Annotated in this window: 16 protein-coding genes; 4 read left to right on the top strand and 12 right to left on the bottom strand. The window is 49.1% G+C overall.

The features are described from left to right. Positions 1-10: 10 nt before the first annotated feature. Positions 11-1951 carry an ABC-F family ATP-binding cassette domain-containing protein gene (locus tag GF423_RS13925; protein WP_154328926.1) on the bottom strand — a complete coding sequence of 647 codons (1941 nt, stop codon included), beginning with the start codon at positions 1949-1951 and terminating at the stop codon, positions 11-13. 78 nt (positions 1952-2029) lie between these two features. Here GF423_RS13925 and GF423_RS13920 point away from each other — a divergent pair, with 78 nt between their 5' ends. Further along, complete coding sequence (locus GF423_RS13920; protein ID WP_206113291.1) at positions 2030-2968, top strand: tRNA-dihydrouridine synthase family protein; 939 nt, start codon at positions 2030-2032, stop codon at positions 2966-2968. Positions 2969-2980: 12 nt separating this feature from the next. Here GF423_RS13920 and GF423_RS13915 read toward each other — a convergent pair whose 3' ends face one another. The 3 genes from GF423_RS13915 to carA all read right to left on the bottom strand — a co-directional run bounded on the left by GF423_RS13915 (position 2981) and on the right by carA (position 8091). Further along, positions 2981-3691, bottom strand: coding sequence for a tRNA1(Val) (adenine(37)-N6)-methyltransferase (locus GF423_RS13915; RefSeq protein WP_154328924.1), 711 nt, complete (start codon positions 3689-3691; stop codon positions 2981-2983). A gap of 84 nt (positions 3692-3775) precedes the next feature. Then, entirely contained in the window at positions 3776-7003 is a 3228-nt protein-coding gene (carB, locus tag GF423_RS13910) for a carbamoyl-phosphate synthase (glutamine-hydrolyzing) large subunit (protein ID WP_154328923.1), read from the bottom strand. Positions 7004-7014: 11 nt separating this feature from the next. After that, positions 7015-8091, bottom strand: a complete 1077-nt coding sequence (gene carA / locus GF423_RS13905) for a glutamine-hydrolyzing carbamoyl-phosphate synthase small subunit (protein ID WP_154328922.1) — start codon at positions 8089-8091, stop codon at positions 7015-7017. Between the two features lie 241 nt (positions 8092-8332). On the opposite strand from carA, the gene GF423_RS13900 reads away from it, so the two are divergent. Together GF423_RS13900 and GF423_RS13895 are read left to right on the top strand one after the other, a co-directional pair. Then, a complete protein-coding gene (locus GF423_RS13900) occupies positions 8333-8920 on the top strand; it encodes a MarC family protein (protein WP_154328921.1) in 588 nt (195 codons plus the stop codon). Between the two features lie 395 nt (positions 8921-9315). Continuing rightward, positions 9316-10818, top strand: a complete 1503-nt coding sequence (locus GF423_RS13895) for a hypothetical protein (protein ID WP_154328920.1) — start codon at positions 9316-9318, stop codon at positions 10816-10818. Between the two features lie 150 nt (positions 10819-10968). Here the strand turns inward: GF423_RS13895 and GF423_RS13890 are convergent, their stop codons facing one another. The 6 genes from GF423_RS13890 to holA form a co-directional block, all read right to left on the bottom strand. Next, positions 10969-11337: an SH3 domain-containing protein gene (locus GF423_RS13890; protein WP_154328919.1), complete on the bottom strand. Its 369-nt coding sequence runs from the start codon at positions 11335-11337 to the stop codon at positions 10969-10971. Positions 11338-11646: 309 nt separating this feature from the next. Next, a complete protein-coding gene (locus tag GF423_RS13885) occupies positions 11647-12900 on the bottom strand; it encodes a phosphoglycerate kinase (protein WP_154328918.1) in 1254 nt (417 codons plus the stop codon). 119 nt (positions 12901-13019) lie between these two features. Then, positions 13020-13835, bottom strand: coding sequence for an orotidine-5'-phosphate decarboxylase (gene pyrF / locus GF423_RS13880; protein WP_154328917.1), 816 nt, complete (start codon positions 13833-13835; stop codon positions 13020-13022). A gap of 16 nt (positions 13836-13851) precedes the next feature. Continuing rightward, complete coding sequence (locus GF423_RS13875; RefSeq protein WP_154328916.1) at positions 13852-15513, bottom strand: DUF4153 domain-containing protein; 1662 nt, start codon at positions 15511-15513, stop codon at positions 13852-13854. A gap of 55 nt (positions 15514-15568) precedes the next feature. Then, entirely contained in the window at positions 15569-16678 is a 1110-nt protein-coding gene (gene prfA, locus GF423_RS13870; protein WP_154328915.1) for a peptide chain release factor 1, read from the bottom strand. A gap of 83 nt (positions 16679-16761) precedes the next feature. Next, positions 16762-17814, bottom strand: coding sequence for a DNA polymerase III subunit delta (gene holA / locus GF423_RS13865; RefSeq protein ID WP_154328914.1), 1053 nt, complete (start codon positions 17812-17814; stop codon positions 16762-16764). 73 nt (positions 17815-17887) lie between these two features. On the opposite strand from holA, the gene GF423_RS13860 reads away from it, so the two are divergent. Further along, positions 17888-18343 carry a type I restriction enzyme HsdR N-terminal domain-containing protein gene (locus GF423_RS13860; protein WP_154328913.1) on the top strand — a complete coding sequence of 152 codons (456 nt, stop codon included), beginning with the start codon at positions 17888-17890 and terminating at the stop codon, positions 18341-18343. Positions 18344-18433: 90 nt separating this feature from the next. Here the strand turns inward: GF423_RS13860 and galE are convergent, their stop codons facing one another. Both galE and wecB read right to left on the bottom strand, forming a co-directional pair. Then, the gene (galE, locus tag GF423_RS13855) at positions 18434-19468 is read right to left on the bottom strand and encodes a UDP-glucose 4-epimerase GalE (protein WP_154328912.1); all 1035 of its coding nucleotides are present in this window, start codon (positions 19466-19468) and stop codon (positions 18434-18436) included. Positions 19469-19473: 5 nt separating this feature from the next. Beyond that, a complete protein-coding gene (gene wecB / locus GF423_RS13850) occupies positions 19474-20649 on the bottom strand; it encodes a non-hydrolyzing UDP-N-acetylglucosamine 2-epimerase (protein WP_154328911.1) in 1176 nt (391 codons plus the stop codon). Positions 20650-20728 lie beyond the last annotated feature (79 nt).

Raw genomic sequence — 20728 nt, 5'->3', positions numbered from 1 at the left:
AATTAAAATATCATTGTTTTATTTTTTCAAGTTCTTCACCAGCATCTTCCCATTGGGTCATGGTCTGCTCCAACTCGGCATTGAGCTGTGAGTGTCGATTGTATATGTCGGGATCGACCTCGCCTCCTTGTGCCAGTTGCTGCTCGATACAGTTTATTTGGCTCTCCAGGTCGTTGACGTGTTGCTCAAGCTCGCTAACTCGTTTTTCGGCCTGCTTTATTTTTTTGTTTATTTCTTTTTGTTCCTGATAGTTGAGCTTTGATTGTTTAACTTCTTGTTCAACATTCTTGGCCGCATGAATACCCTGCTGTAGCTGTTCTTTCTTTTCGAGTTCGTGCAGAGATTCCATGTTTTTCTGAGCCAGAAAATCATATATTCCACCCAGATGCTCCTTCACGTGTCCGCCGCCAAATTCATACACCTTCTCGACAAGGCCGTCGAGGAAGTCACGGTCGTGCGAAACTACGATTACTGTGCCGTTGAAATCCTTGATAGCATCCTTCAGTATATCCTTGGTGCGCATGTCAAGATGATTGGTGGGCTCATCCATGATGAGCAGGTTGACGGGCTGCAGTAGCAGTCTGATCATGGCCAGACGGCTTTTCTCGCCGCCCGAGAGCACTTTCACCTTTTTCTCGCTTGCCGGGCCACCAAACATGAATGCGCCCAGGATGTCGTTGATGCGAGTTCTGATGTCGCCCACTGCCACCTGGTCGATTGTGTCAAACACAGTCAGTTCTCCATCAAGCAGTTGGGCTTGATTTTGTGCGAAATAGCCGATTTTCACGTTATGGCCAATTTTAAGGTTGCCCTCAAAGGGTATTTCTCCCATGATGCATTTCACAAGCGTAGACTTGCCCGCCCCGTTTTTGCCCACAAAGGCCACCTTCTCTCCTCGCTTTATGGTGAAGGTGACATCGTGAAACACATTGTGTTCGCCATAGGTCTTGCTCACATCCTCGGCTATCACAGGATAGTCGCCCGAGCGCGGGGCTGGCGGAAATTTGAGTCTCAGGCGGGAGGTGTCGACCTCGTCGACCTCAATGGGAACGATTTTGGCCAGCTGCTTGATGCGGCTTTGCACCTGTACGGCTTTGGTGGGCTTGTAACGGAACTTCTCAATAAACTCCTGTGTGTCGTGAATCATCTTCTGCTGATTCTCGTAGGCACGCAATTGCTGCTCGACGCGTTGTTCACGCAACTGCACAAAATGAGAATAGTTCACATTGTAGTCGTAAATCTTGCCGCAAGATATCTCGATGGTGCGGTTGGTCACGTTGTCGATAAACGCTCTGTCGTGACTCACGAGCAGCAACGAGTTGGCATGTAGTTTCAAGAAGTTTTCCAGCCATTGTATCGATTCGATGTCGAGATGATTGGTGGGTTCATCGAGCAGCAACACGTCGGGGCGTTTGAGCAACAACTTCGCTATCTCGATGCGCATGCGCCATCCGCCGCTAAACTCACTTGTGGGCCTGTCGAAGTCGGTGCGATCAAAGCCAAGTCCCAAGAGCGTTTTCTCTATCTCGGCCTCGTAGTTCTCGGCTTGGTACATGGCTCTGAGGTCGTTTTTATGCGTAAGCCTGTCGATAAGGTCTTGATAGTCGGCGCTGTCATAGTCGGTGCGCTCGGCAAGCTCCTGGTTCATCTTGGCAATTTGACTGTCGAGTTCCTTGATGTGGTCAAAAGCCTTCATCACCTCCTCTTTCACAGTATACTTGTCGACCAGTGTCATCTGCTGCGGCAGGTAACCAATCGTCAAGTCGGTCGACTTTGAAACGGTGCCGCTCGACGGCGATTGGAGTCCAGCTATAATTTTCAGCATAGTCGACTTGCCCGCACCGTTCTTGCCCACGAGAGCTATCTTGTCTTTCTTGTTAATGACAAAACTCACGTTATCAAAAAGCAGCTGACTGCTGAATTCTACCTTTAAGTCTTGTATCGAGATCATTTCAAATAAAACTGATGCTTCATAGCAATTGTGTCACAAAGGTACATAATTTTAGCCAAAATGAGTAACTTTGTAAAAATGAAGCAAGATTTCAAAATATTGTCGGCACCGCTGCAAGGCTACACTGGTCATGTGTGGCGCAGCACACATGCCAGGATATTTGGTGGCATCGATTGCTACTACTCCCCTTTCATGCGCATGAAGGGGGGTAGCCTCATGAGCCGTGACGTGCGCGATGTGCAGCCTGAGAACAACAATGGATACAACTTTGTGCCACAAGTTCTCGCGGGCACCATCGACGACACCGTTGCGATGGTTTTGTACTTGAAATCTTTGGGTTACAATCGGGTCGACCTTAATATGGGGTGCCCTTTTCCTCCAATCGCACGACATGCAAAAGGCTCTGGAATATTGTGTTATCCGCAACGAGTTGAAGCTTTGTTTAAACGACTGGCAAGCATCGATGGCCTCAAGTACTCGATCAAGATGCGCGTCGGTTACAACAGCGCCGATGACTGGCGTCGCATTTTGCCACTCATACCCATCATCGACCCTATGCACATTGCCATACACCCCCGTACCGGGATTCAACAATACAGCGGCGATGTAGACATTACACAATTTCTAAACATACTACAATCCACGACCTACCCGGTGATTTACAATGGCGACATTGCCCGACGGGAGGATATCGTGCCGTTGATGCAGCGATTCGATGAAATGCCAGGTAGCAATATTGCCGGAGTCATGATAGGCCGTGCGCTTGTGGCCAATCCAGCTATGCTCACACCCGAAAAGGCCGACAGGGATCACTATCGCACATTCCACGATGCCATATATGCCCAATATCGAAAAGAACTCACAGGAGGCAGTGTTCAACTACTGAATGCAATGAAGGCCTTTTGGAACATGTATTTGCCACAATCTGACCACAAGTGCCGCAAGCGCATAGGTAAGGCGCACACAATCGCACAGTATGAGCTGGCCACAGCCCAATTGTTTGAGCTGCTGCCTTAGCCCTTTGGGCAATCAAAATTTCAGGTAGAAATCGTGGCACAAATCGATGTAATGCTCATTGAATTGTCCAGGTGCATCCTCAATTGTGATGCAGTCAGTTTCTAAGGTACAACGACTTGAAGTAATTTCCCACAGCAAGCGTTTTGGCGACGCGCCTTTCACCGAAATCACCTCAGTTATCCTGCTTATATTCAAACTATTGAATGTGCATAGTTCAATAATTTCTTTATGCGACTCACAGGGTGTGACAAGTGCCAATCTCCCCTGGGGGCGAAGCATCTTCTTGGCGCCGGTGATGAGCGATTCAAACGTGAGCATGCGCGTGTGCCGGGCATTCAGCCGTTTTTGATTGGGGGGGAGTACGCCACAGGTGAAAAATGGCGGATTTGATACAACCAAGTCAAAGGCTGCACTGAAATCAAGGTCATTGAAGTCGACACAGCGAGCTTCCAGCCTATCGCCCCATGGCGAGTGCGCAAAGTTGTAGGAAGCTTCCTCTACCCCACTGGCATCGATGTCAATGCCCAACACCGATGCATCTGGATTTCGTTGGGCAACCATGAGAGCAATCACGCCACAACCAGTACCCACGTCGAGCACCCGCCTTGCACCCGACACATTGCACCAGGCTCCAAGCAGAACGCCATCGGTGCCAACTTTCATGGCAGTCTTGTCGTTGAGTACATCAAACTGCTTGAAATGAAATGTCTTGCTTCTTCCCATTCTATCTAATAAAAGCAAAAGCCACCATGTAGTGCAATAGTGGCTTTTGATATACTTATAATGAGTGAACCGGCTGACAATTTTTTAGTATTCGTCCCAGCTCTTGATTTCAATGTCGTCAAGCTTCATGTCGCAGAATGCATCGACAAATGCAGCCGCAAGTCGAGCGTTAGTAATCAACGGCACGTTCAAATCGACAGCTGCACGCCTGATTTTGTAGCCGTTGGTAAGCTCCCTGGGGGTAAAATTCTTAGGGATGTTCACGACCAAGTCAATCTGCTTGTGGTGCAAGAGGTCGAGTGCCTGTGGCTCCTGGTCACTCTCGCTGGGCCAGTGCACCAATATTGCCGGCACTCCATTGTCGTTCAAGAACTTGTGCGTGCCGCTTGTGGCATATAGTTTGTATCCCTTGTTTGACAGTTTGATGGCGGCATCCAGCATGTCGGCCTTCTGCTTAGCCGTACCAGTGCTTAGCAAGATACCCTTGCGCGGAATGCGAAGCCCTACCGAGAGCATCGACTTGAGCAGAGCCTCGCTTGTGTTCTCACCCAGGCAACCTACCTCGCCAGTCGACGACATGTCGACTCCCAGCACAGGATCGGCCCCTTGCAGTCTTGAGAATGAGAACTGCGAAGCTTTGATTCCTACGTAGTCAAAGTCAAAGATATTCTTGTTTGGCTTCTCAACGGGAATGCCGAGCATGACTTTAGTAGCCAGGTCGATAAAATTGAGCTTCAACACTTTGGACACAAACGGGAAGCTACGCGATGCCCTCAGGTTGCACTCGATGACCATGATGTCGTTGTTCTTGGCCATGTATTGAATGTTGAACGGCCCGCTGATGTGAAGTGCCTTTGCAATCTTGCTGCTAATTTTCTTGATGCGTCGCACGGTCTCGATATAGAGTTTCTGCGCAGGGAACTGGATTGTGGCATCACCCGAGTGGACGCCAGCAAACTCGATGTGCTCACTGCATGCATACAGCTTAATCTCGCCATCTTGAGCTACACAATCCCACTCAATTTCCTTGGCATTCTGAATGAATTGCGTCACTACCACCGGATGCTCGTGCGACACATTGGCAGCCAAGCGCAAGAAGCGCTCCAGCTCCTCATCGTTGGAGCACACATTCATTGCAGCCCCCGACAGCACATAGGACGGACGTACAAGCACAGGATAGCCCACCTCGTCGATAAACTCATGAATGTCGTCCATCGACGTGAGCTCTCTCCAAGCGGGTTGCTGAATGCCAAGGCGATCGAGCATTGCCGAGAACTTGTGGCGATCTTCGGCATTGTCGATGTCCTTGGCTTGAGTGCCCAGTATGGTCACATGCTCGGCATCGAGACGCATGGCCAGGTTGTTGGGAATTTGTCCACCTGTCGAGAGGATAGTGCCATGAGGCTGCTCAAGGTCGATGATATCCATCACGCGCTCAAAGGTGAGTTCATCAAAGTAGAGGCGGTCGCACATGTCGTAGTCGGTCGACACGGTTTCGGGATTGTAGTTGATCATCACCGATCGCCATCCCTCGCGTTTCACTGTAGCCAAGGCGTTGACACTACACCAGTCAAACTCGACAGAGCTGCCTATGCGGTAAGCTCCAGAGCCGAGCACAATCACCGACTTGCCATCGTTTTCATAGTTGATATCGTTGTAGCTGCCGTTGTAGGTGAGGTAGAGATAATTGGTCTTGGCTGGGTACTCGGCAGCAAGCGTATCGATCTGTTTCACCACGGGAACAATGCCCAAGCTCTTGCGCAGAGCACGCACCTGCAAGTTGCCCTCGTGGCCTGTGCCCAGCTTTTCCTTGAGCACAGCACGTGCAATCTGGAAATCACTGAAGCCCTGCTGCTTAGCCAGTCGCAGTAATTGTGGTGGCAGCGCATCGATCTCGTTGTAGCTTTCAAGCTCTTGAGCCGTTTCTATCAGGTTTTGAAGCTTGTAGAGGAACCACTTGTCAATTTTTGTGAGGTCGTGAATTTGATCAACGGTGTAACCCTTGCGGAAAGCCGCCTCAATGACAAAGATGCGGCGATCGGTGGGTTCTCTCAACGACTTGTCGACATCGTCGACCGACATGGGTGCGTTCTCGATAAAACCATGCTTGCCCTGACCTATCATGCGCAGGCCCTTCTGTATCACCTCTTCAAAGCTACGCCCTATGGCCATCACCTCGCCCACCGATTTCATCGATGAACCTATCTCACGCTTCACGCCATGAAACTTACCCAGATCCCAACGTGGTATTTTGCACACTATGTAGTCGAGGGCTGGCTCAAAGAAAGCACTGGTCACCTTGGTTACCGAGTTTTTCAAGTCAAAGAGCCCATAGCCCAAACCGAGTTTGGCAGCCACAAAGGCCAGCGGGTAACCTGTAGCCTTTGATGCCAAGGCTGAGCTGCGGCTCAGTCGGGCATTCACCTCAATCACGCGGTAGTCCATCGATTGGGGGTCGTAGGCATATTGGATATTGCACTCGCCGATGATGCCAATATGGCGTATGATCTTTATAGCCAGCTCACGCAGCTTGTGGTAGTCGGCATTGTTGAGCGTCTGTGATGGTGCCACAACGATGCTCTCACCCGTGTGAATGCCCAGAGGATCAAAATTTTCCATGTTGCACACCGTGATGCAGTTGTCGAAGCGGTCGCGCACTACCTCATATTCAATCTCTTTCCAGCCCTTGAGCGATTTTTCGACCAGGACTTGAGGCGAGAACGAGAGTGCTTTTTCAACCAGCGTTTTCAACTCCTGTTCATTGTCGCAGAAGCCGCTGCCCAGTCCTCCGAGGGCATAGGCAGCACGCACAATCACCGGATATCCCACTTCGTTGGCAGCCCTGATAGCATCGTCGAGGTTCTCAACGGCTTCACTTTTTATCGTCTTGACATCGATTTCGTCGAGCTTTTCAATAAACAGCTCGCGGTCCTCGGTGTTCATGATGGCTTCGACGGGAGTTCCCAACACCTTCACATTATACTTTTCAAGGATCTTGTCTTTGTAGAGAGCAACGCCACAATTGAGTGCGGTTTGTCCGCCAAACGAGAGCAATATTCCGTCAGGATTCTCCTTGGCAATGACCTTCTCTACAAAATATGGTGTAACGGGCAAGAAATAGATTTTGTCGGCAAAGCTTTCGCTGGTCTGCACCGTTGCGATGTTAGGATTGATGAGAACAGTTTCTATGTTTTCCTCTTTCAGGGCTTTCAATGCCTGAGAACCTGAATAGTCAAACTCGCCAGCCTCTCCTATCTTGAGAGCTCCCGAGCCCAATATCAATACTTTTTTAACATTTTCGTTTTTATTCATATCTCAGGCTTTTATTTTAATAAATCCATAAATTTGTCAAAGATGAATTCAGTGTCGGTGGGGCCTCCACAGGCCTCAGGATGGAACTGGGTGGAGAAAAAAGGCTTGTACTTGTGACGTATTCCCTCGTTGGTGCCATCATTCATGTTCTCAAAATAGGGCTCCCAATCTTGGTCGAGCGTAGACACATCGACTGCGAAACCGTGATTTTGCGATGTGATGTAGCAACGGTCGGTACCCACCTCTCTCACCGGCTGGTTCTGGCTGCGATGTCCATACTTCAACTTGTAGATCGTGGCGCCTGCAGCCTTGGAAAGGAGTTGATTACCCATGCAGATGCCGCATATGGGCTTGCCTATGACAAAGGCCCGGCGTATGTTCTCTACCGTGCGCTCGGCATAGTCGGGATTGCCAGGACCATTGGCGATGAACAGACCATCGTAGTCGACAGCATTGATATCGTAGTCCCAAGGCACCCTTATCACATGGGCTCCACGACGCACCAAGCACCTGATGATGTTGTTTTTCACGCCGCAATCGAGCAAGAGCACCTTGGTCTTGTTTTCTTTGCCATATTCTCTTATTTCTTTGCAACTTGCCTTGCCCACAAGATTTTCCTTATTGGGGTCGTAAAAGTCGATGTCGCCAGAGCCCTCAACTACGATTTTCCCCAGCATTGAGCCCCGTTCACGCAATATCTTGGTGAGTGCGCGGGTATCGACACCGCTTAGCCCTATCACGCCTTCATCCTTGAGCCAGTCGGCAAGGCTGCTGGCAGCATCCCAGTGGCTGTAGTTCCACGAGTAATCCTGGCACACGATGGCCTCGGGAAAGATTCTTTCGCTCTCCAGAAAGTCGCTCATGCCGTCGGTCGTGACACGTGGCGGAACACCATAGTTGCCAATGAGAGGGTAAGTTGAAACAAGGATTTGACCCATGTAGGAAGGATCGGTGAGACTTTCGGGATAAGCCGTCATGGCGGTGTTGAAGACTACCTCGCCCGAACGCGAGGTCTCGGCCCCGAAAGAAATTCCCTCAAATGTGCTGCCATCTTCGAGAATCAAGGTTGCCTTTTTAAAATTTCTCATCAATTTATATATTTTATATATTTTGATGGCTTTCACCTATAGTCGGGAAAACCATGCAAAGTTAAATAAAATAACTTGTATCGACAACTAATCGCAACACATTATCAATTTTTAGCAAGACACGACACCTGTACACACTTTTTAGATTTGTTTAGGTGTTTGGCCTGCTCGCCTTTTTTGCCTAATTTTGTAAGCAAGAAATTGTTCTACTAACTAAAACATCAAAATATAGGGACTATTTATGCTGGGATTTGACAAACTCGATTTTCAACAGATTTTATCAACCTTTCTTGTACTCATAGGTATCATCGATATCATTGGGTCCATTCCCATCATTTTGCAACTCAAGGCTAAGGGCAAGACAGTGAGTGCCAACAAGGCGACCTTCTTGTCGTGGGGCTTGATGGTGGGTTTCTTCTATGGCGGCAATTTCATCTTGAAGCTGTTTGGGTGCAATATCCAGTCGTTTGCTGTGGCCGGTTCCATTCTCATCTTTTTCATGGCATTGGAAATGATACTCGACATTGAGATATTCAAAAACAACGGTCCTGTGAAGGAGGCTACACTTGTGCCGCTTGTCTTTCCCCTGTTGGCCGGTGCAGGCACATTCACCACGCTCATCTCGCTGAAGTCGATGTATGCCGACATCAACATCATGATCGCTCTTGCGCTCAACATGGCATGGGTCTACATCGTCATCAAGGCTACCGATTTTATCCAGCGACTGCTGGGCGCCAGCGGCATCTATTTCATCCGCAAGTTTTTCGGCATCATCCTGATGGCCATCTCGGTGAAGCTGTTCTTCGACAACGTGGTTTTGCTCATATAATAAATATAATACGATATTTGTTTATCAGCCAGGTACTCCTCACGCCCGCATGATGTGGCCGTGGGGAGTGCTTTTGTAATATAGCTTAAACAATATTTCTGCCCTTATTAACCGTTTGGAACAACTTCAGGGCCTATTAATTTTCATAATTTATTGTTTCGATTGTTAGATGCGGGTGTTCTGATTGTCATATTTCAGAATAAGAAATTTGCATATTTGGTAATATGTATTTACCTTTGCGGCCGAAAAAATGTAGGATTGACTTATCATGACGGAAAGCGCATAAGGACTTCTATCACAATGAGCCATTTTCATTTAAAATCAAAAGCAATAAACTAACACTACTAATTAACATTATAATGAAAAAAGTTTTTTTCGCCTTAATCTTAGGGCTAATGAGCAGTGTGCCTACATGGGCACGTGAAACCACCTTTGATTTCACTGGAAGCAACCTGCAATGGGCTCCAGTAGATGGTGATAGCAAGTCATTCAAGACCTCTCAGAATGGTTTTACTGCAATTGTGAAACTCAACGAGACTTCCAAGCTTGAGTATGGTGACGGATGCCTCAATTTGCCACGGGGGGCACGCATCACGATTGTCGACGATGCTGGCAATGTGCTCAACATGGTGAAGATGGAAGACATCAAAAATAATGGGTTTGCTTATTCTGGTGGCGATTACGGCCCCGAATGCGAAGTGATTCATGGAAACGGCAATCCGTCCATTCACACAGGGGGCAGTTCGGGCAGCGTAGTCAGGCTGAATTCCGACCATTTTTACTTTGTGTCCAATTGGGGGGGCTATCAAGTTGCAACCGTGATGGTGAGGGAGAAAAAAATTAGCTCTGAGGACCTTGCCTATGCTGAGAACTATGTGCGTTCGTTCTCCTTCGAGCTCACCGACAACCTTGTAGGGGTGCAATCGGCTGCGTTAAATGGCAACAGCCTGCTCATAGCACGCTCCGAAAAAGAAATCTCCGACGCAAGAAAGCAGATGCCCACCGAGGAGCAGATTGCAAACCATCTTGTCGTAGACAACCCTGCCCTTTTCAAACAATACAACTGGATTGCCATCTTGCTGCCCCAAAGGTACAAGGCCAGCGACTATGTGGGCAAGTTGATACCTGGAGGCACAATAATCGGCAAGTACTGCAACTCGATAGCCGATGCCAATGGTGGATACATGTACTTGAATCCTGTGATCGAAACCGACCGCATGCCCAACGCTGCCGACCTGCAAGGTGGATATACAACCATGCTCAACACCTACTTGCCCGCCAACTTCGGCTCGCACGAAACACACTTCCTCATCCACCCCCGTCCCAACGAGGTGCTGAAAATGAAATATGTTGTTTTCCACGACAACAATATAATCACTCTACCTGCTAAGCGTGTGAAACCCGACGGCTCAGTGGTGAACAGCCGCGGGCTGCGTGGCGGCACTTTCTATCATTCGCTCAATTTTCTCGATGATGGCACCTACGATAAGCAGCAGCTCAACGAGCTTAAGACCGCTGAGCAATATCAACCCACAATGACCTATGTTACAAGCAAAGCCATCGCTTGCATCGAGGATTGGGCGCAAGAAAATCTCACCTATGAGAATGATGCAACCAAAGAACAAGAAATTTTTACCTATCTTTTTTTCCCTTGGAGTCCAAAGAAGAGCTGGGAATCATTTTCAGCTCGTGCACTTGTACCAATGGCCATTGCACAATATACCGAAAGTGGAGATGTAGTGACTTCGGCAGATAATCCTCATACGACCAAGGCGGTTGCCTCCACAAGGTACTTCGATCTTGCCGGCAAGCTACGCACCAAGCCTGCAAAGGGGGTCAACATCATAGTGACCACTTACACCGATGGTTCAACCCAAGTGACCAAACTGTTGAAGTAAATCACTTTGAAGCATATAATATATTAGACGCAGAGCATGCAGTGCATGCTCTGCGTCATTTCTTTGATTTCGCCACCCGATCAGGCAATTAGATATTGGCCAAGGCTTAAGGAGAAAAGCGAACAAGCAATATTGCCCTTGAAGGCCTCGCTACATGTCGCCAGTGAGCCATGAATATTGGCTCGATACCCAATAGTAGTGCTTGCCTCTTCGTATTTTGTACCACTCACCTTTGTGCCCACAATAGCGGTAGGTGTCATCTGTGTAGGCGCGCAGTCCTGAATCTTTGCCACCTGGCGACAAACGCAAGATGACGCGGTCGCCTGAAATCCACACCCAACGCGCAGCCTGGTCCTGAGTGGCGCTGCGCATATACTGCGCCGACACCCAACCCTCGTCCTGTCCGATGCGTATCTTGTACCACCCGTCACGATAGTCAAACCATTGCGCACTCTGGCCTTTGTTCATGCGCACACTGTAGTAGCCAGCACTCAAACTGGGCTGGTAACGTACTCTCACACTATTTCCTGTGCTAATGAGCCAACCGCCATTCTGACCATAAGCCGAAAAACTCAAACTGACCATGATGGCAATCAACATCGAAAAAACGATTCTCTTCATAAAAAAATTTTTTAGAATGATTTATGTTACTTCTTTGCAAAAATAAAAAGAATCAAATTAAATACAAAAAAAATATCAAATTAAATACCAAAAAATCGCGGAAAAGTGAAACACTATGGTGAGTGCATCATAGCAAATGAAGGCGCATCACATGTGTAATGATGTGACACGCCTTTTTATTTTGACTTACTATAATCTAGCCGATGATTACTCGCCCTTGATGGCTGCTACACCGGGCAACACTTTGCCCTCGATAGCCTCGAGAAGTGCACCGCCACCAGTAGATACGTAGGAAACCTGGTCGGCAAGGCCAAACTTGTTGACGCAAGCCACCGAGTCGCCGCCGCCAACAAGCGAGAAAGCTCCATTCTTGGTAGCCTCTACAACTGCATCGGCAATTGCACGCGACCCCTTGTCGAATGTATCGAATTCAAACACACCGGCAGGACCGTTCCACAAGATGGTCTTAGCACCCTTGATAGCATTGGCAAAGATCTCGCGAGTCTTGGGACCGATATCAAGACCTTCCCATCCATCAGGAATCTCGTTGCTTGCACACACCAGTGTCTTGGCATCGTTGCTGAAGCTATCGCCGCACACGCTGTCGACACCGAGCACCAGGTTCACTCCTTTTTCCTTGGCTTTCTTCATGATGTCGAGTGCCAAGTCGAGCTTGTCGTTCTCACAGATTGAATTGCCAATCTTGCCACCCATAGCCTTCATGAAAGTGTAGGTCATGCCTCCGCACAGGATGAGGTTGTCAACCTTTTCCATAAGATTCTCGATGATACCGATTTTGGTCGACACCTTAGAGCCACCCATGATGGCAGTGAAGGGGCGCTTGATGTTGGTGAGCACATTGTCAACAGCCTTGAGTTCCTTCTCCATGAGCAAGCCCACCATCTTGTTATCCTTGTCGAAATAGTCGGCCACAACAGCAGTCGAAGCATGCTTGCGGTGAGCAGTGCCGAAGGCATCGTTCACATACACATCGGCATAGCTGGCCAGTGTCTTGGCAAACTCCTTTTGACGCTTCTTCATTTCAGCCTTAGCCTCGTCATATTTTGGATCGGTCTTGTCGATACCCACAGGCTTGCCTTCCTCTTCGGGATAGAAACGAAGGTTTTCGAGCAAGAGAGCCTCGCCGGGCTTCAATGCAGCAGCCTGGTCGGCAGCCTTGGCGCAGTCGGGAGCAAATTGCACCTTCACGCCCAACCTCTCGCTCACTGCATCAACGATTTGCTTGAGCGACAGCGAAGGAACAACCTTGCCCTTGGGCTTGCCCATGTGGCTCATAATGATGAGGCTGCCGCCATCGCCCAAGATTTTCTTCAGGGTGGGCAGAGCTCCGCGAATGCGGGTATCGTCGGTGATTTGACCCTTATCGTTCAACGGAACGTTGAAGTCAACACGCACAAGTGCTTTTTTTCCAGCAAAATTGTAGTTTGTAACGTTAGTCATTTTAATGAGAGTTAAATATAATATATTTAGATGATTGATTGCTAAACCTTAGCTGAATGCAAAGTTATAAAATAATTACCTTATAGAACCTTAATTGATGAAAAAATTCTTCAATGCAATCATAATATGTCCTGCAGCAACGATTGCATCTTCTGCTGCATTTCACGAGCCTTGAGTGCTGCCACCTGGGCAAAATCATCGTCGCGCGAAGCATGGATGATGCCGCGCGATGAGTTCACAATGAGGCCGCACTGGCTGTTCATGCCATACTTAGCCACCTCCTCGAGGCTGCCGCCTTGAGCCCCCACGCCAGGCACCAGTAAGAAATGCTGTGGCACAACCCTGCGTATGTCGGCCAGCAAGGCGGCTTGAGTAGCCCCGCACACATACATCATGTCGTCGGCACTGCCCCACTGCTTGGTCTTTTGGAGCACAGTCATGTAGAGAGGAGTACCATGAGCATCTTCAACGTGTTGAAAATCGAGCGATCCCTTGTTGCTCGTGAGCGCAAGCACAACCACCCACTTCCCTTTGTAACCCAGGAATGGGGTAATGCTGTCTTCGCCCATATAGGGTGCCACGGTGAGGGCATCGACATCCATTGTCTCAAAGAAACTGCGAGCATACATCTTACTCGTGTTGCCAATGTCGCCGCGCTTGGCATCGGCTATGATGAAGATATCGGGATAATGTGCCCTGATGTAGGCTACCGTGTCTTCAAAAGCCGTTATACCGCTTGCCCCTTGCACCTCGTAGAAAGCCATGTTGGGCTTGAAAGCTATCGCATACTGTGCGGTTGCATCGATGATTGCCTTGTTGAACTCAAACAAGTTTCCGTTGAGCGAAGCAGGCATTTTTTCCAAATCAGGGTCAAGCCCCACACACAGGAAACTGCGCTTGAGCTTGATTTGACTGAACAGTTCTTCTCTCGTCATAACTTTTATAATATTATCAGATAAATAGCAAACCCTCGACTATCCCACTGCCACCAGCGTGTCGATCAAAGCGCAGCCTGTAGACACACAACACATTGCCTTCTTTCGACTTCAACAACAACGGCATCTTGCCTGCAGCTTGCTCCATGTTGTGCAAAGTGGCAGTCGAAATCTTAAAATGGCATTGCCGGTCGTCGACCGAGACAGTGAAACTACAAGTTCCGCCATTAACATTGAAAAAGGCACTCTGCGTGACATACCTCACTTTGGAAACCTTCTCGGGAATGTCGACAAACTGGTCGAAATAGTAATTGGTATAAAAAGTATCATCAGTGAGGCTGTCGTTGACGATAACGGATTCCAGACTAACATGTGAGTCGACCAACCTCGCAGTCGCCTCTGAGCCATAATTATCTCTAAGATACAAAAGCTTGCTGTTGACTGCAAGCGCTTTGTCGGGGGGAAGTTGCTTCATGCATCGTGAATAATCGACATTGCCGAGAGGCAACCTGCTGCAGCCTGCTGCAACCAAAGCACTCTTCACCTGCTTCTGCAAGCAATAGCGGGTAACATTGCCCATACTCCAAGGACCTACAGAGAAGAGAAGAAATGCCAGCGCAAACGAGGAAATTATCCACCCGAAGCGCTTGCAGCGAGTCGCAATCAGCACAATGCACACTACATAGCACCACAAGTTGAACAAAGCCAAGTAGAGCCTAAACACGGTAACCCCGTAATCAACCAATCTGCGCGCAACACCTATCGTCATGAAAACGAGTAGCGGGAGCACGACGACGGGAAGCCAACGCAATACCACACGATTGAACCTCATTTTGACATCATTGCGTGTGGGATACATGAGGAAGATGACAATGAGCATGAGCGCCATGAGCACCGTTACGAGAGTGCTCACCCAGCCGTCGGGCAGCTGCCACCGAATCAACACTTTAATGGCATAAACGTAAAGCGTTAACACATAGATAGTCACAAGAGGAACAACAAGGTAGTGTGTAACTCCATTTAGGAAACGGTTGGTGTGCACACTGCCATCATGCTTGCGGTCTCCTGCCGGGATGAGTTGCATGAACAGCAAGGGGGCAAGCAGCCCAAAGCACAGGATGAAAACGTCGGAAAAGACTTTGTCGGTCGCAATCAGCCCGAAAAGCATTCTAAAAGAGTGAATGAGGATGCCCAGCGCTATAAAAAGCGCCAGTGCAATGCCCGCACACACAACAACCGAAACCGTAGTGTGCCACATGAAATTCCACAATTGTGTGTCGTCGGGTGCCTTATAGAATGATAGCAGCCAGCACGAGAGCACGATAGAAAGCACAGCGGCCGCAATTGCGAAAGAAACAGGCAGGTTGGCATCAAAAGGCACCTTGCTCGAAAAGTACAAGCAGGCGACAAGCCACACAACGTGGGCCACTGCCTGTACAATCACACGACGGCGCAAGTCATTCTCCTCTTCTTGCCACAACTTGAGCGAAATGCACAGCAATGCCGTGGTAGCAGGATAGAAAATGAGAAAGAAGTAAACGCCATCTTGCAGCAATGTGGGATAATGATTGCAGCATATGGCAGAAAAAACCATAATCACAAGCATGCACACCGACGCCGGGAAACGTCGGCATCCCCCATAACATGCATTGATAATATTACGTGCAGAAATTCCCATGATCTACAACATTAGGCGTGGTCTCTTATTTTTAAAAGTTGACGGCGAGACGCGGTTACAGCTCAGCCTCCTTCAACTTCTCGGCATTCTCGGCAACAATCAAGTGGTCGATGCAGTCCTGGATGTCGCCATCCATAAAGGCAGGCAGGTTATAGACTGTGTAACCTATGCGATGGTCGGTAATGCGGCCTTGCGGGTAATTGTAGGTGCGTATCTTGGCCGATCGGTCGCCTGTAGAGACCAGTGTCTTGCGACGATTGGCAATATCATCGACATACTTCTGGTGCTCGTGATCATAGATGAATGTGCGCAGGCGTGCCAGAGCGCGCTCCTTGTTTTTGGGCTGGTCGCGTGTCTCGGTACACTCAATGAGTATTTCTTGTTGCTCGCCTGTGTTGGGATTGGTCCACATGTAGCGCAGACGTACACCCGAGTTCACTTTGTTCACATTCTGGCCGCCAGCACCGCCACTGCGAAAGGTGTCCCACTTGATTTCGCCCTCGTTGATGTGCACCTCAAAGGGCTCAGCCTCGGGCAGCACGGCTACCGAGGCTGCACTTGTGTGCACACGACCCTGTGTTTCGGTCACCGGCACACGCTGCACGCGATGCACGCCGCTCTCATACTTGAGCGTGCCATACACGTTGTCGCCCGTGATGCTGAACACCACCTCCTTGTAGCCTCCGGCTGCACCTGGGCTGCAGCTCGACATCTCTACCTTCCACCCCTTGCGCTCGCAGAAGCGCACATACATGCGTGCCAAGTCGCCGGCAAAGAGGCAGGCCTCGTCTCCGCCTGTGCCTCCGCGTATCTCGAGCACCACATTCTTGCTGTCCTCGGGATCCTCGGGGATGAGTTTGAGCTTGATTTCTTCCTCAAGCTTGGGCAGCTGTGACTGGTTGGCTTCGATTTCCTCCTTGGCCATCTCTTTCATTTCGGGGTCGGTTTCCTCCTCAAGCAGCTGCTTGGCTTCGGCAATGTCGCCTGTTATTTTTTTATATTCATTGGCAACCTTGAGAAGGTCCTCGAGATGCTTGTATTCCTTGGTGAGCTTCACATAGCGTGGCTGGTCGGCAATGACAGAAGGATCGGTGATGAGTGTCTTGATTTCTTCAAAACGGGCGTCAAGCCCTTCAAGACGCTGCAATAATGGTGAATCGGCCATAATATGGAAAATTTCTCTTTACGATATTTAATTTATACTGCAAAGTTACAAAATTTTCAGCTCATAAAACCAAAAAGGCAGAGCTAACTGTGTAGAATCTTATAGATCAAGTCAAAGAGCAGGTCGTAGGGGTCTTGCCTCGAACCCTGGCCCTTGCTTTGCACGTCGCAATCGCGCAAGTAGCTGATGATATTGACACAGCCTCTCGTGCTATAGGTGCGGGCAGCCTCCTTGAATTTTTTGATGCGGAACATCGAGCGGGTGCCGCACTGGGCCATGAGCCCGGCATCGGTCTTGTCGCGTGCCGTGCGCAGCAAGAGCACATTGCTGAAAAACCCGTATATCATGCTGATGGTCACAACCACGGGATTGCTCTTGGGATTTTTTTTGTAGTAGTCGATTATCCTATAGGCCTTGGCCTGGTCGCGGGCAATGAGGGCGTCCTCGAGCTCAAAATTGTTGTAGTCCTTGCTGATGCCTATGTTCTCCTCGATCAATGCGGGCGTGATGCGGCTGCTCGCCCCGACGAGAAGTTTCAGCTTGTCGATTTCTCCAAACATGCGTGAAATATCTACCCCAATCGAGTCGCACAACATGCGCACCGACTTGTCGTCGATATTCAGTTTCAACGACATGCAGTAGTCCTTCACGACTTGCGGCATTTGGTAATCTCTCACCTTGCTGGAGGTGAGCACCACACCGCTTTGGGCCTTCTTCATGGCATTGAGAAACTCGGTCGACTTGCAAGAGCCTCCCTTGTAGCACACAACAAGAATTGTACTCAGCAACGGGCGTTCGGCATAGAACTTGAGAGTGTTGAGCTCGGACACGTTCTGCTTGTTTTGCGCCTTGCCCACATTCTGGGCCTCTCTGAGCACAACCACCTGATATTGCGACATGGCCGGATATTGCTTGCAGGTTGCAATCACATTGCGGATGTCAACATCCATTCCATAGCATATTGTGAGATTGAAATCACGCTCATCCTCGCCAAGTGCACTATTTACAATCAAGTCGCTAAGCTGATCGATATAGTAGGGCTCGTCGCCTTGCAACAAATAGATGGGACGAAACTTCTTTTGAAGAATTTCATTACGCAGTGAAAAATATGTGACATCTTCTCGTCGTGCAGGCATTGCTTCTTTTGACTATGTGATTTTTATTTGCTAAATTTACGACTTATTTACGACCTGTGCAAATTTTTTAAAGATGGCAAAATTAAATCTTCCTGAATATCAGTTCAATATAAAGCACGACCCAAGTGGCGCCACAGCTATATACGACCAACTGCGCCACAAGTTTGTAAGGCTGACACCCGAGGAATGGGTGCGTCAAAACTTTGTGGAATATCTCATCCAGGCCAAGCACTATCCCCGCGGACTTATGGCCAATGAGGTGTCGCTCGTGCAAAACGGCATCAAGAGAAGGTGCGACAGCCTTGTGGCCGACAACTGTGGCAGGCCGCTTGTCATTGTAGAATACAAAGCCCCCAACATCAAAATCGACCAGGCCGTGTTTGACCAAATCATACTGCACTACAACCAGGTGATAATGGCCCGGTATCTCATGATTTCCAATGGCATGGTGCATTATTGCTGCCGCAACGACTATGCAAACAAGCGCATCGTTTTTCTACCAGAGATACCTGAATATGGAAACCTGTGAAATCAAGTAATGCGACAAAAAAGCCTCCAAAGCTCTACAAAAAAATCGAGCATGAGGAGGCTTTTTTCTTTATTGCAGTCTTACCACCTGCTACATGATACCGCGCTCACGCAGCTTCTTCTGCCAGTTCCAAGCGCTGCGCATGGTGTCGGCTATGGAGACCTCAGCCTTCCAGCCCAGCACAGTATTGGCCTTGGTTGGATCGGCCCATATCTTCACAATGTCGCCTTCACGGCGCCCCACAATCCTGTGAGGAACCTTAACGCCTGTTGCCGACTCAAAGGCATGCAGCAGTTGTAGCACCGAAAGGCCTTCGCCGGTACCGATGTTGAAATACTCGAGATTGCTGTCGCTCTTGTCGTCGAGCATGCGCTCCAGCGCCTTGACGTGAGCCTTGGCAAGGTCTACGATATTGATGAAATCGCGTATGCACGACCCGTCGGGTGTGGGATAATCATCGCCGAAGATGCTGAGCTCCTTGCGTATGCCAATGGCCGTCTGTGTGAGATAAGGCACAAGATTTTGAGGCACGCCATTGGGCAACTCCCCTATTTCTCCGCTTGGATGAGCGCCAATCGGGTTGAAGTATCGCAAAATGATGGCCTTGATGGGGGAACCGCTGACAATGACATCGTGAATGATGTCCTCGCTCACCTGCTTGGTCTCGCCATAGGGCGAAGTTGCCTTCTTGATAGGGGCATCTTCGGTGATAGGATTCACATCGGGCTCGCCATAGACGGTGCACGACGAGGAGAAAACAAAGCCCTTGACTCCAAACTCAGGCATCAAGTCAAGCAAGTTGAGCAGAATATTTAAATTGTTGCGATAATACAAAATGGGCTTGTGTACCGACTCACCCACAGCCTTGCTTGCTGCAAAGTCAATAATGCCATTTATCCCAGGATTTTCCTTAAATAGCTGGCGCAATGTGTCGATATTGGCACAATCGCCCTCAACAAAGACTGGTCTAATGCCTGTAATGTGCTCGATACCGTCGAGCACTTCGCGGTTGCTATTGGACAGATTGTCGATGATTACGACCTCATAGCCTGCATTTTGCAACTCAACCGTAGTGTGTGAACCGATAAAACCGGTTCCTCCAGTCACTAAAATCTTACCTTTCATCTTGGTCATAAATTATATAATGAATGAATTAAATGTTCTACTATTCGCTGGCTGGCATGGCCATCGCCATAGGGGTTAACCGAATGGCTCATCTCCCCATAGGCTGCAGCATCATCGAGCAATTGCGACACGCTGTCGACAATCCTGCAATAGTCGGCACCCACAAGTTTCACTGTGCCGGCAGTCACAGCCTCGGGGCGCTCGGTAGTGTCGCGCATCACAAGCACTGGCTTGCCAAGCCCGGGAGCCTCTTCCTGGATTCCACCGCTATCGGTGAGCACAAGATAGGCCTTGCTCATGAGATAAACAAAGCTCAAGTACTCAAGTGGCTCTATCAAAAAAAGATTAGCTGTTCGGGATCTATCGATACCAAATGTTATGCGTAACGGGGTACGCACATTGGGATTCAGATGCATGGGATACACAAAGTCGACACCAGGGTATTTCTCACACAGTGTCTTGATAGCCTGGCAGATGTGTTCAAATCCCACACCGAAGTTCTCGCGGCGATGTCCCGTGACAAGAACAAGCCTGCGATTGTGGCCCGACAAGCGGGAAGTGTCATAGCCAAAAGCAGCGAGCTCGTGCACAATAGCGCTCTTAAGCTCACCGTCACTCTTGATCTTGTCAACCACAATGTGGAGGGCATCTATCACAGTGTTGCCAGTCACGACAATGCGATGGTCGGGCACACCCTCGTCGAGAAGATTCTGGCGACTCGTCGCTGTGGGCGAAAAGTCGAACAAGGCAAGGCGGCTTGTGAGCTGGCGGTTTATCTCCTCGGGCCAAGGGCTGTATATGTTGTGAGTCCTGAGACCTGCCTCGACATGCCCCACTGGAATGTGCTGATAAAAAGCCGCAAGCGCAGCTGCTGTGCTTGTTGTCGTGTCGCCGTGCACGAGCACCACGTGGGGAGTGTATTGCTTGAGCACCTCGCGCATGCCAAGCAGGACACGTGTGGTGACATCATATAGATCTTGTCCCGATTTCATGATGTTGAGGTCGCAGTCGGGGGTGATGTTGAAGACCTTCAACACCTGGTCGAGCATTTCCCTGTGCTGGCCTGTGACACAAACTATTGTTTCGACTTGGTCACTGTGTTTTTTAAGCTCTATCACCAGCGGAGCCATTTTTATAGCCTCTGGCCGAGTCCCAAAAACCAGCATGACTTTTTTTTTCATTGACGAGCTGAGTTATAAGCTGATTTAAATAATGATTGTACTATGCAATTGCAAAATTAACAATTGCAAGCTTAAATCG

The organism is Sodaliphilus pleomorphus (assembly GCF_009676955.1).
In the GTDB taxonomy this organism is placed as follows: domain Bacteria; phylum Bacteroidota; class Bacteroidia; order Bacteroidales; family Muribaculaceae; genus Sodaliphilus; species Sodaliphilus pleomorphus.
This window is presented reverse-complemented; position numbering and strand designations above follow the sequence as displayed.